The following is a 12,839-nucleotide window of genomic DNA, read 5'->3' as shown; positions in this document are numbered from 1 at the left end:
AATCAGATTCAACCATGAGGTAACCAGCATGAAGATCGACCTGGACCAGGCCTACGGGCCGCTGATCGACGGCGTTTTTGAAACCGCCGGGGCCCACCGTTCGTTCGCCGCCGTGGACCCGGCCACCGGGCAACACCTGGCGTCAATCCGCGCTTGCGACGAAGCCGATGTGGATCGTGCCGTGACGGCCGCGCAGCAGGCCGGGCCGGCCTGGCGTGCCCTGGGGCAGCAGGCGCGGGCGCGGCTGATCGCGCGCTTGGCCGATGCCATCGAATTGCACGGCGAGCGCCTGGCGCGCATCGATGCCCATGACGTGGGCCGTTGCATCAGCGAAGTGCGTAAGGACTACCAGACCGCGGTGCGGCATTACCGTTACTTCGCCGCGGTGATCATGGCCCACGAGGATAGCGCCCGCGAAATCGACGGCGGCTACGCCATCGCCCGCCGCGAACCCCTGGGCGTCTGCGGCCAGATCATTCCCTGGAACGCCCCGGCCATCATGGCCGCGTTCAAGCTGGCGCCGGCGCTGGTGGCCGGCAATACCGTGGTCCTGAAGCCGGACGAAAACGCCTCGTTGTCGACCCTGGAGCTGGGCAAGTTGATCAACGCGATCTTTCCCGCGGGCGTGGTGAACCTGGTCACGGGCCAGGGCGAGGTGGCCGGTGCGGCCTTGAGCCAGCATCCGGCGGTGCGCAAGCTGTCCTTCACCGGCAGCACCGAAGTCGGCCGGATCGTCGCCGGGGTCGCGGCCCAGCGCCTGGTGCCGGCGACCCTGGAACTGGGCGGCAAGAGCGCCAATATCGTGTTCCCGGACATCGACGACCTCGACGCGGTGGTGGACAACGCCACCTTCGCCGCCATCCATAACAACGGTCAGTCGTGCCTGGCCGGAACCCGCTTGTTCGTGCACGCCGACATCTTCGAGGCGTTCAAGCAGAAGCTGGTCGCTTCGTTCCAGCGGGTGCGGGTCGGTTCGCCCCAGGACGAAAACGCCCGCGTCAGTTGCCTGGTCAACGCCCGCCAGGGCCAGAAGGTGCTGGACTACATCAACCTCGGCATCGCCGAAGGCGCCGAGCTGCTGGCCGGCGGCGGGCGGGCCGAGGTCGCAGGGTGCGAGCACGGCTTCTTCATCGAGCCGACCCTGTTGCTGGCCGACAACGGCATGCGCATCTGCCAGGAGGAAATCTTCGGCCCGGTGCTGTCGCTGATCGTCTGGGACGACTACGAGACCCTGATCGCCCAGGCCAACGACACCCAGTACGGGCTGGCCGCCGGCATCTACACCAGCAACCTGCGCCACGCCATGGACACCGCGAGCCGCCTGGAGGCTGGCTCGGTGTGGATCAATCGCTATTCCAACATCACCGACGGCACGGCTTTCGGCGGCTACAAGAACAGCGGGATCGGCCGCGAGTTCTGCCGCGAAACGCTCAATGCCTACACCCAGGTCAAGACCATCACCGTCCAGGCCCAGGTGCCGGACAGCTGGTTCGCGCCGCTCTGAGCCGTCGGCACAGGCCGCTTGCCCCTTGAGGGGCAAGCGGCTTTTTTGTGGGCGATGCAAAGGTCGGCAGTCGCCGGCGCGTGCCCATGGAATGCCTGCCGCCAGCGCCTCGGGTCCTTTCAAGCCGCGTCGATTCGACTGGCCTGCGCACCCGCGCAATCCGCCATGCCCGCACCGTTCGAACCTGCCGTCGGGGTTTTATCGAGCGGGTTCGGGCTGCGCCAGGTTGGTCCTGAGCCAGCTCTGGCCGGTGCGGGACGATGAACCGGCCAACCAGGCCAAGCGATGAGCCGCGTGGCGGCCCGTCGGGATCGTTCCGGGGGGGATTTGAGCGAGCGCGGGGACAGAGGCTGTCCGGTCAAACCCCGGGCGGGGCGAAGGGTTTTGTGGGTGACGAGCGAGGCGTTGGCCGTGGGCAGGAAAGCCCTTCGCCAGCGCGGTGCTGTTGCGAAGGGCCTGTGGGTCAGCCAGGGGTTGCTATCAGTTCGCCGTCAGCGCCGGGACGGACTGCCAGCCGCCGCCCAGTGCCTTGTACAACGCCACCACGTCCAGGTAGCTCGCGGTGTCGGCCTGGGCCAGCGCGTCCTGCGCGTCGAGCAGGGTGCGCTGGGCATCCAGCTGGACCAGGTACGGGGCACGCCCCGCCTGGTAGCGGATACCGGCCAGCGCCGAGGCCCGGGCGCTTTGCCCGGCCGCATCGGCCAGGGCACGCAGGCGTTGTTGCGACTGGCTGTAGGTGGTCAGCGCCGCTTCGGTCTCTTCGATGGCGCGCAAGGCGACTTGCTCGTAGCGCGCCTGGGCGCCCAGGTGGCGCGCCTCGGCCGCGCGCTGGCGGGCCTTGACGCTGGCCAGGTGCAGGGCCGGCCAGCTGGCCGAGGGCAAGACACTGAAGGCGCGGCTGGCGCCGTCGCCCCAGTCGCCACCCCTGAGCGCGACAAACCCGAGGAAGCCGCCCAGGTCGATCCGCGGGTAGAGCTCGGCGGTGATGGCGCCGACGTCGGCATTGGCGGCGGCCAGCGCGCGTTCGGCGCTGGCGACGTCCGGCCGACGGCGCAACAGGTCGCCGATATCGCCGAGCGGCAGGCGCGCCACCAGGGGCGCCAGCGCCGGGGCCTGGTCCAGCGCCTGCAGTTGGTCGGGGCGCACCCCGACCAGCACCGCCAGCCGGTAGCGCGCCAGGTCGCGCCGGGTTTCCAGGGGCGGCAGCGTGGCCTGGGTCCGGGCGCGCAAGGCCAGGGCGCTGGCCAGTTCGTCCGGGCTGCCGCGGCCGTTGCCGACCAGGCTCTGCACCACGGCCACGCTGGCGTCCTGGTTCTCCAGGCTGGCGCGGGCCACCGCCAGTTGCCGCTGTGCGCCGTACCACTGGAAGTACTGGCTGGCGACCTCCGCGGTTACCAGGATCCGCGCCTGCGCCAGGTCGTCCGCCGCGGCTTCGCCACGCGCGGCGGCGGCTTCGGACAAGCGTTGCAGGCGGCCGAACAGGTCCAGCTCCCATTGCACGTCCAGGCCGCCCCGGTAGCTTTGCGCCAGGTTGCGCTCGCCCGCGGGCCCCGGGTTGTCCTGGGCCAGGCTGCGCGAGTAGGCGGCGCCGGCGGTCACCGTCGGCAATCGGTCGAGCTGGCGTTCGTCCAGCACCGCCCGGGCCTCCAGCAGCCTGGCCTGGGCCAGGCGGATATCGTGGTTGGCCGCCAGCGCCCGTTCGATCAGGGCATCCAGTTGCGGGTCCTGGAATTGGCGCCACCAGTCCTGTTGCAGCCGGTCGCTGGCATACAGGGCCGGCGACACGGCTTGCGACAAGGTCACCGGCGGCTCGCTGGCGCGCCGATAGTCGGGGCCCACCGCGCAGCCGGCCAGCAGGACCGGGCACAGCAGGGCGGACAGCAGACGCCGGGGGAAAACGTTTCGATCAAACATGCGTGGCTCCTGGCTCGGTGGGGGCGATGGCCGTATCGACGCTCGCCAGTTCGCGGGCGCGCGGGTTGTCGGCTGCCGCGCGATGGTCGACGGCAATCAGCGAATACATGGTGGGCAGTACCAGCAAGGTGAAGAGCGTGCCGACCAGCATGCCGACCACGATCACCAGGCCCAGGTCGTAGCGGCTGTGCGCGCCGGCGCCGGAGGCGAACAGCAGCGGCACCAGCCCGGTGACCATGGCGGCGGTGGTCATGAGGATCGGCCGCAGGCGCAGCTTGGCCGCGTGCAGGATGGCGCCGCGCCGGTCCAGGCCTTCCTTGATCTGCACCTCGTTGGCGAACTCGACCATCAGGATCCCGTGCTTGCTGATCAGGCCGATCAGCGTCACCAGCCCGATCTGGGTATAGATATTGATGGTCGCCATGCCCAGCGCCAGGGGAATCAAGGCGCCGCACACCGACATCGGCACGCTGATCAGGATGATCAACGGGTCGCGCAGGCTCTCGTACTGGGCTGCCAGCACCAGGTAGATGACGATGATGGCGAAGACGAACGCCATGACCAGCGCCGCGCCTTCCTGGTGGTACTGGCGCGAGTCCGACAGCCAGTCATGGCTGAACCCGGGGGGCAGGGCGGCGGCCTGGGCCTCGAGGAACTGCACCGCTTCGCCCATGCTCACCCCGGGGTTGGGAATCGCCTGCAGGATGGCCGAATTGAGCTGGTTGAACTGCGTCAGCTGGTTCGGTTCGACGCCGGTCGACAGCGTGACCAGGTTGGACAGCGGCACCTGCGCGCCGGAGGCGCTGGTCACGTAGAAGCGCGCCAGGGCTTCGGGCGACAGGCGTTCGTGGCGCAGGCTCTGGGGAATGACGTCGTAGGAGCGCCCGTCCATGGCGAAGCGGTTGACGTAGTTCTCGCCCACCAGCACCGCCAGGGTGTCGCCGATGGCCTTCATGGTCACGCCCAGGCTGTTGGCCTTGGCCCGGTCGACCTGGATGCGGATGACCGAATTGTTGTAGTCCAGGTCGCTGTCCACCACCATGAACAGGCCGCTGCTGCGCGCCGCTTTTTTCAGCGCCTCCATGGCTTCGAAGACAATCCGGTAGTCCCCGGCGCTCTTGACCACCATCTGTACTGGCAGGCCGCCCGTGGAGCCCGGCAGCGACGGCAACTGGAAGGCGAAGACGTTGTTGCCCTCGATGGCGTTGGCGCGGTTCTGCATGTCGACCTGGATCTGGTTGGCATTGCGCTGGCGGTTTTCCCAGTCGACGAAGTTCACCCCGCCGATGCTGTTGGACACGCCGTTGATGCCGTTGATCAGCCACAGGTTGCTCTGCTCGGGCACGTCGGCCATGACGGCGTTCCACTGTTTGGCGAATTGCTCGACGTACTCGATGTTGGCGTTCTGCGGCGACTTGATGGCCGTCAGCACGGTCGACTGGTCTTCCACCGGCGCCAGTTCGCTTTGCGCGCGGCTGTACAGCAACGGCACGCTGAGCAGCACCACCGCGGCGACGGCGCAGGTGACCCAGCGATGGTGCAGCGACAGGTCGAGGATCCGGCCGTAGGCCTGGCCCAGGCCGTGGAAGAAGCGTTCGGCCTGGCGCGCCATCCAGCCTTCGTTCATCTGGCTGTCGAGCAGGAACGAACTCATCACCGGCGACAGGGTCAGGGCAATCAGCCCGGAAACCAGCACCGAGCCGGCCAGGGTGAAGGCGAACTCCTTGAACAGCGAGCCGGTCAGGCCGCCCATCAGGCCGATGGGCGCATAGACCGCGGCCAGGGTCAGGGTCATCGCGATCACCGGCGCCGCCACTTCGCGGGCGCCGATCAAGGCGGCGCGGGCCGGGGAGTGGCCTTCCTCGATATGCCGGTGGACGTTTTCCACCACGATGATGGCGTCGTCCACCACCAGGCCGATCGCCAGGACCATGGCCAGCAGGGTCAGCAAGTTGATGCTGAAGCCGAACAGGGCCATGAAGGCGGCGGCGCCGAGCATCGACAGCGGAATGGTGATCACCGGGATGATCACCGCGCGTGCCGAGCCGAGGCTGAGGAAGATCACCAGCACGACGATGACGATGGCCTCGAACAGGGTGCCCAGCACCTCGTCGATCGACGCGCTGATAAACCGCGCCAGCTCGAAAGGCACGGCCACCTTCACCTCCGGCGGCAGGTTCTGGCGGATGCCCGGCAGCAGCTCGTTGAGCTTCTTGACGATCACCAGCGGGTTGGCGTTCGGCGCGGCGTTGAGGCCGAAGAACACCGCGTTGACCCCATCCATGGTGGCGCTGGTGTCGCTGGAGGCGGCGCCCAGTTCCACGGTGGCGATGTCGTTCAGGCGCACGATGCCCATCGGCGTCGCCTTGACCACCAGGTCGCGGAATTCGTCGACGCTGACCAGATCGGTGTTGACCTGGATATCGGACACCACATACAGGCCCTTGGCCTGGCCCGGGGCGGCCTGCACGTTGTTGTCGCGCAACGCTTGCGCCACGTCGCCGCCGGAGATGCCGTGGGCGGCCATGCGATTGGCATCGAGCCAGATCCGCATGGCCATTTTCTGGCCGCCGTTGAGGTCGATGCTGCCGACGCCTTCGATGGACGACAGCTGCGGCTGGACCACGCGGGTCACGTAGTCCGACAGCGCCGCGGTGGACAGGCTCGGGCTGGAAAAGCCGACATAGGCGACCGCGGTGGCCTCGCCGGACGACTTGACGATGACCGGGTCGTAGGCCTCGGCGGGCAGCCGGTACTTGACCTCGTTGACCTTGGCCATCACCTGGGTCATGGCCTTGTTCGAGTCGGCGTTGAGCTTCATGCGCACGGCAATGACGCTGCGGCCCTGGGTGGAGGTCGAGGTCATGTAGTCGACGTCTTCGACGGTCGCCACCGATTGCGCGATCGCCTGGGTCACGAAGCCTTGCATCAGTTGCGGCGAAGCGCCCGGGTATTGGGTGGTGATGGTCAGGGTGGAGCTTTCGGTGAGCGGGTATTGGCGGACCGGCAATTGCTTGACGGCCAGCAACCCGAGCAACAGCACAAGGGTGCTGACCACCAGCGCCAGTACGGGGCGGCGGACAAACAGATCGGTGAACTTCATGGCAGATTCTTTCGCCTGTTACTGGTTCGAGGCCGGGGCGAGCGGGGCCTTGAGGGCCACGTTGTCCCAGGGAATGATTTCAATGTGCGCGCCATTGCTCAGGCGCAGCTGGCCGGAGGTGACGACCCGGTCCGAGGCCTTGACGCCGTCGAGCAGCACCACCCGGCCGGCGCTGCGCTGGCCGGTCTTGACCTGCACCAGGCGCGCCTTCAGCGCTTGCGGGTCGTCGCCTTGCACGGCGTAGACGAAATCGCCGTAGCTGTTGTAGCTGACCGCGGTTTCCGGAACGCTCAGGACCTGGGCCGAGGTCGGCAGGCTGACCTGGGCGTTCACGTACATGCCGGGCGCGAGCAGGTGCTGCGCGTTCGGCACCGTGGCCTGGACCAGCAGCGTGCGCGTGCCCGGGTCGATGCGCGGCTCCAGGGTGCTGACCGTGCCGGCGAACGAGCGGTCGGGGTAGGCGTCCACCGACAGTTGCATGTCTTGCCCGGGCTTGAGCTGCGCCAGGCTGCGTTCCGGCAGATTGACGTTGGCGTACAGCGTTTGCGCATCGGTCAGCGAGACCATCGGCTCACCGGCCTGGACGAACTGCCCCAGGTTGATCTTGCGCACCCCCAGCACCCCGGAAAACGGCGCCTTGATGCGCTTTTGCTCGATCAGCGCGGTGACCCGGGCGATATCGCCCTGGATCTGCCGGAAATCGGCCTGGGCCTCGTCCAGCTGTTCCTGGGTGGCCGCTTGTTGCGGCAGCAACAGGCGGGTGCGTTGCAGGCGCGAGCGGGCGTTGCTCGCCTGGGCTTGCAGGCGCGCCAGTTCGCCGCGTTCGGGGGCGTCGTTGAGCTGGACCAGGGTCTGCCCGACGCGCACCGTTTCGCCCGGGCGAAAGGCGATGAGCGTGACCAGGCCGCTGGCTTCGGCGGTGACCATGACCTGGCGGGTCGCTTCCAGTTCGCCGATGCCGGTCAGCAGGTTCGGCATGGGGCCCTGGACCACCGGGGCCACCGCGACCTTGATCGCGGGCAACGGCGGCGTCGCGTCGGCGTCGGCGTCGGCGGCGCTGGAGTCACTGCCGGCCAGCGCGATGGCGAGGGTACTGCCAGCCACCAGCAAGGCGCTGCCGCCGGCCCATCGTTTGAATGTCTTTTTCATGTCTTCACTACTGCGTGGGTTGCACAAGCGCCTTGCGCACGGGGCGGCAAGACGGACGAAGGGGTGGGTTCACCGGGCGGCGAACCGGGTGCGGCGCGCCGCGGCGAACAACGCCAGGGCCAGGCCGAGGAACAGGCACAGGGCGACGGTGCTGGCGGTGACCACGCCGTAGGCATCCACCAGCAGGCCCAGGGGCAGCGGAGTGGCGTTGAACAGGTAGACCGTGGCGTAGAAGTAGGCGATCAGCGTGGCGTGGCCGTGGCGCGGCGCCAGTTGGTTGACCAGCCGGGCATTGCCGACGAACAGCGCGCCGTAGGCGTAACCGCCGATGGCCAGCCCCGCCAGCGCGAGGTAAAGGGAGCGGGTGTAGCAGGCCAGGAGCAGGACCAGCAGCGCCAGGCACTGGCACCACCAGCCGCCGAGCAACGCCTGCCGGGCGTCCAGGCGCTGGCAATACAGCTGGCTCAGGCCGGCGACCAGCAGGTAGGCCGACACCACATAACCGAACACGCCGCGGTCCTCCAGGCCAAACACCTGTTGCGCCACCTGCGGGCCGATGACGAACACGCAGGCGGCGAACGACCAACTGAAAAACACGCTCCAGGCACACAGGTGAAAAGGCCGGCCGATGCCGAGCAGCGCCTCCCTGAGGCTGGCCGCGCGAGGGTGTTCCGGAGCTGGCGGTGGCGTGCCGCCGGCCGGCCACAGCAACAGGGTCGCGGCCGCCAGCGCCAGGCCGAGCACGGCGACCAGCCAGAACGGCGCGGCCAGGGGGCGAATATCCAGCTGCAAGGCCGCGCCGCTGACCAGCGGCCCAAGGGCCAGGCCCGAGACCATCGCCAGGGTCGCCACCAGGGCCGGCAATTTCTCGTTGTGCCCCGGGTTGAAACGCACCAGCGCGACATTCACCGCCGCGGTCATGGCCCCCGAGCCGAGACCGGCCAGCAGGCGGGCCACGCACAACGGGCCCAGCGCCGCGCCGTGGGCAAAGGCCGCGGCGCCGAGCGCCACCAGCAGGCTGGCGGGGACGAACACCCGGCGCAGGTCGCCGAGGTTGCCGGCCAGGCGGGCCATGGCGATCAAGGCCACCAGCACGCCGACGCCATAGGCGCCGAAAATCAGCGTCAGGTCCAGCGCGCCCAGGCCGAGGCGTTCACCGTAGAGCGGATAGAGCGGTGTCGGCGCGCTGCTGTTCATCAGCGCCACCATCAGGGACAGGGCCAGGCAAAACACAAAGGCGTGCGAACGCCGTTCACCGGCAAGCGTGGGTGCGGGCATGGGGTATCGGTCCGTTGGCTATCGAGGCAAGCGAGAAGGCGCCGGTCCAGGGCTCAGGGGTGGCGCTGAACCGACCAGCCCATGATATCGGCCAGGCTGGACGGCACCATGCGCGAAACCCCGGGGTTTATTGGCCAGCGTCCAGAGCGGCGATGGCGCGGGTATTCGCCCAGGGAAAACCGGCGCCAGGAGGCGCTATGCAACCGCGGCGCTCACCCGCGCAACGGCCGGCAGGCGGTCTCCAGGGTGGCGCGCAGGGCCTGGCACAGGCGCTCGGGCTCGACACCCTGGCGAAAGTCGCGCACCCGCCGTTGCAGCTCGGCGAAGGCCGGGCTGGCGGCGGTGCCGGCCAGGCTCAGGGCGGGGTCGGGCTGCACGTAGCGCGGGTCGTCGGGCGCCAGGTAGACACCGTTGAGGTTCTGGTAGTCGGCGTCGACCCAGGCGTACAGGTGATGCTCGAACCGCTCGGCGAAGCGATAGCGGCCGAAATCCATGACCTGCAGGTGCAGCGGCGCGACGCTGGCCGCGCCGGCCAGTTGCACGTTGACCCCGTCGATCAGCAGCGGCGCGCCGCGGTTGGCCGCCAGCAGGCGTTCCAGGTTTTGCGCCACTTCGGGGCTGACCGGCAGGCTTTCGCCGTCGCGCTGCACCCGCAGTTCCCCGGCCTGGCGGCTGACCTGGAAACGCACCGCGCCGCAGCTGCTGGCCGTCAGCCCGTAACGCCGCAGCAGCAGTTCGGCCTGCAGCAGGGCGCCGGCCAGCTCGGGGCCCTGCCAATAGCGTTGCCACTGGCAGCGCGGGCGGGTGCAGGGCCGGCGCACCAGCAGCACCGCCGGTTCCGGCGCGCGGCCGTCGAGCCACAAGGCGTCGAAGCCGAGGTCGATCAAGGCATAGGCCGGCAGCGGGCTGACGGCGCCGCCGGCGTGGTGCATGGCGGCGAACACCAGGTGTTCCATCAGCACTTCGTGCACCGCTTCGCCCAGGGTCAGCAAACCGTTGGAATGGGGCAGCACCGGAGCTTCGTCCGGCGGCACGCCAAGGCCCTTGACGTCGAACAACACCGCGGCGCGGCCCGCCGCGCAGAGCACCGCGGCGCGGCCATAGCGCGGCGGACGCCAGGCCGGCAGCCGACGCCGGTCAAGGGCGATCGGCGTGTTGATGCCCTGGGCCGCGGCCTGGCTGGCGGAAATGCAGGCGGCATTTTCCAGCAGCCAGCGGTCGATGGCGGCCGTCTCCGGTTCGCCCGCCAAGGCCTGCCAGGGCGCGGCGAAATCGGCGCGGAGCGCCGCGTAGTTGGCGAACACCACCCGGGCGCCGGCCACCCCGAGCAATTGTTCTTCGTCCAGGCCCTGGCCGGTGCTGGCGTAGTCGGCCAAGCGGCGAACCCGCGGGCCGGCGGCGAAGGGCAGGTCCAGGTCGTGCCCGGAGCGTTGTGCAGGCGGGTGGGCGAGCGGGGTCATCGGTGGCCTCCGGCCCAGGCGGCAAGGCGCCGGGGTTGGTCGAGAGCGGCGAGGGGGTCGAGCAGGATCCAGTTGTGGCGCAGGTTGAGGCTGGGGTGCGGCCCGTGGGCCACCTCGCCGCGCCGGCGGAGCATGGGCAGTTCGCGCAAGGCCTCGGCGACCGGGGCGCAGACGCCCAGGGCATCGGCGTAGGGGCTGTAGCGCAGGCGCTCGAACAACAAGGGGTTGCGGGTGCGGATCGCAATGTACTGCCAGCTTGGCGGCGGCGCGTCGGCGTCGCTCCAGGGTTCCAGGCCGTAATCGCGCAAGCGCGCCAATAACGCCGGCACCTGTTGCCTGAGCCGGGCGGTGCGCGCCTGGGCCGCGGCGACGGCGGGCACCAGCGCCGGCAAGGCATGGATCGACAAGGGCGGGCTGGACGCCGGAGCGATGCGCGCGCGCTGGCCCGGCGACCAGACATCGACTTCGGCGTCCACTGGCCGGTCGCCGAACACCGCGCCGCCACCGCCGATATCCAGGGCTTTGCCGCTGCCCAGCGACGTCACCACCCGGGCCGCGCCAGGGCGGCAGAGGTCCCAGGCGCCAGCGCTGTCCTCGATGATCGGCAGCCGCTCGCCGACCAGCTGGCGCAAGGCCGGAATGTCGCAGGGCAAGCCGTATTGATGGACCGCGATCACCGCGTCCAGGCCAGCGATATGCGGCGCCAGGGCCGCGGGGCTGAGCAGCAGTTCGGCGGCGTTTTCGATAATGACCGGCACCGCGCCGGTGTTCAGCACGGCCGCCACCACCTGATGGCAGGTCGCGGCCGGGATCGCCACCCGCCAGGCGGCAGTGACTCCCAGCTGGCGCAGCGCCAGTTCCAGCGCCGCGGTGCCGGAACCCAGCAGGGCGCCATGCCGGCGCCCGTAAAACTGCGCGAGCCAGGACGAACACGGCAGGCGGTCGGCCTCCCGTGCCCGCCACTGGCCGTCGGCAGGGCCCGGGGCTACTTGCACTTATCCATGGCGCAAGCGGTCAGGGCTTCGACCTTGCACTTGTCCATCGCGCAGGCGGTCAGGGCTTCGACTTTGCACTTGTCCATCGCGCAAGCGGTCAGGGCTTCGACCTTGCACTTGTCCATCGCGCAGGCGGTCAGGGCTTCGACTTTGCACTTGTCCATCGCGCAAGCGGTCAGGGCCTCGACCTTGCACTTGTCCATCGCGCAAGCGGTCAGGGCCTCGACTTTGCACTTGTCCATCGCGCAAGCGGTCAGGGCCTCGACTTTGCACTTGTCCATCGCGCAAGCCGTCATCGCCTCGACCTTGCAATGGTCGTCGGCGCACGCGGTCAGGGACTCGGCGCGGGGACCGCCGATGCGCCAGCTGGTGAACTTGCTTTGCGGCAAGTCGCCACGCTTGACCACATCCAGGTGCAGGGTCCGGGCGTCGTGGTCGTTGCATTCGAGAAGGATCTCGTCCTCGCCGACCGCGAAGTGATCGTGCAGCAGGCAGAGTCCGAAGCGATCCAGGTTGCCGTGGCGCTCCAGTAGCTCGTGCAGATCGGTGATGAATTGCGCATCAGACGCCCCCAGTGGCATGGCTTCGTCAAAGGAGGGATTGGTGTGTCCGTTCATTAGGTGTACTCCAATAGTGTGATTTAAGGCCGTTCATCTTTATCAAGCGTGCGCGCTGCTTTTTTGCCTCATAGACCTCCTTGTTCCGGGGGAACCTTGGTTGCCGACACCCACAGGGTCTCGATGCTCAGCAAAGGCGGCTGGTTGTCCGACGCCACCGCGCCCAGGGCCAATTGCGCCGGGTCGTCGGCGCTGAAGGCGCGCAGGGTCAGGTCGACCCGGGCGTTGCCTGAGGTGGTGACCCGCTCGGCCAGGCGCCAGCGGTCGATGGCCTGGCTGAAGGCGCCGGTGAAGTCCGGCGGGCTGTTCAGCGACGTCGCCACCGGCAGCAGCAGCGCGGCCGGCAGCACGGTGCGCGCGACCACGCCCGGGCCGGCGACGTCGTAGCTGTAGCGTCCTTCCATGCCGATCTGCACCGTGGTGCCGTTGCTGCCGGCGCCCAGGGCGGCGAAGAACACCTCCAGGTAGTCGTCGAGGCTGGCCTTGGGCACCGGCAGGCCGTCCAGGGAGAAGCTGTCCTGGGTGATGTGCGGGCTGATGCTGTCGACGAAACGCACCACCGGGGTCGAGAAACGGAACAGCGGGTTGGTCTGCAAGGTGCCGATGTCCGCGGCGGGGAACAGGATGCGGTTGCGCTCCACCGACAGCGAGGCCCAGGCGTCCTGGTGGTCGAACACATTCAGCGCCGGCAGGCTGGTGCGCCGCTCGTTGATCAGCAGCGCCTGTTCGTAGCCGAGCCAGATCGCCGGCTGGCTGCCGGTGAGCTGATAGCGGTAGGCGATCAGCCCCGGGTTGTCCGGGTCGACGACGCTGACCGCG

The 12,839-nt window shown here is 68.9% G+C and carries 9 protein-coding genes; 1 reads left to right on the top strand and 8 read right to left on the bottom strand.

The window, feature by feature from the left end:
• Positions 1-28 precede the first annotated feature (28 nt).
• Positions 29-1,504, top strand: a complete 1,476-nt coding sequence (locus BTN82_RS14915; RefSeq protein ID WP_075119896.1) for an aldehyde dehydrogenase family protein — start codon at positions 29-31, stop codon at positions 1,502-1,504.
• A gap of 480 nt (positions 1,505-1,984) precedes the next feature.
• Here the strand turns inward: BTN82_RS14915 and BTN82_RS14910 are convergent, their stop codons facing one another.
• The 8 genes from BTN82_RS14910 to BTN82_RS31350 all read right to left on the bottom strand — a co-directional run.
• Positions 1,985-3,418 carry an efflux transporter outer membrane subunit gene (locus tag BTN82_RS14910; protein WP_075119895.1) on the bottom strand — a complete coding sequence of 478 codons (1,434 nt, stop codon included), beginning with the start codon at positions 3,416-3,418 and terminating at the stop codon, positions 1,985-1,987.
• A complete protein-coding gene (locus BTN82_RS14905) occupies positions 3,411-6,521 on the bottom strand; it encodes a MexW/MexI family multidrug efflux RND transporter permease subunit (protein ID WP_075119894.1) in 3,111 nt (1,036 codons plus the stop codon). The genes BTN82_RS14910 and BTN82_RS14905 overlap by 8 nt, the downstream gene beginning before the upstream one ends.
• Before the next feature lie 18 nt (positions 6,522-6,539).
• The gene (locus BTN82_RS14900; RefSeq protein ID WP_075119893.1) at positions 6,540-7,670 is read right to left on the bottom strand and encodes an efflux RND transporter periplasmic adaptor subunit; all 1,131 of its coding nucleotides are present in this window, start codon (positions 7,668-7,670) and stop codon (positions 6,540-6,542) included.
• A gap of 69 nt (positions 7,671-7,739) precedes the next feature.
• Entirely contained in the window at positions 7,740-8,948 is a 1,209-nt protein-coding gene (locus tag BTN82_RS14895; protein ID WP_075119892.1) for an MFS transporter, read from the bottom strand.
• Between the two features lie 212 nt (positions 8,949-9,160).
• The gene (locus BTN82_RS14890) at positions 9,161-10,408 is read right to left on the bottom strand and encodes a hypothetical protein (RefSeq protein ID WP_075119891.1); all 1,248 of its coding nucleotides are present in this window, start codon (positions 10,406-10,408) and stop codon (positions 9,161-9,163) included.
• A complete protein-coding gene (locus BTN82_RS14885; protein WP_075119890.1) occupies positions 10,405-11,403 on the bottom strand; it encodes a DegT/DnrJ/EryC1/StrS family aminotransferase in 999 nt (332 codons plus the stop codon). Before BTN82_RS14885 ends, BTN82_RS14890 begins: the two co-directional genes overlap by 4 nt.
• Entirely contained in the window at positions 11,394-12,020 is a 627-nt protein-coding gene (locus BTN82_RS14880; protein ID WP_261792977.1) for a hypothetical protein, read from the bottom strand. The genes BTN82_RS14885 and BTN82_RS14880 overlap by 10 nt, the downstream gene beginning before the upstream one ends.
• A gap of 68 nt (positions 12,021-12,088) precedes the next feature.
• On the bottom strand, positions 12,089-12,839 hold a 751-nt coding region (locus BTN82_RS31350), incomplete at its 5' end, for a hypothetical protein (RefSeq protein WP_186828397.1).

Source organism: Pseudomonas chlororaphis (genome assembly GCF_001921865.1).
Taxonomy (GTDB): Bacteria; Pseudomonadota; Gammaproteobacteria; order Pseudomonadales; family Pseudomonadaceae; genus Aquipseudomonas; species Aquipseudomonas chlororaphis_D.
This window is presented reverse-complemented; position numbering and strand designations above follow the sequence as displayed.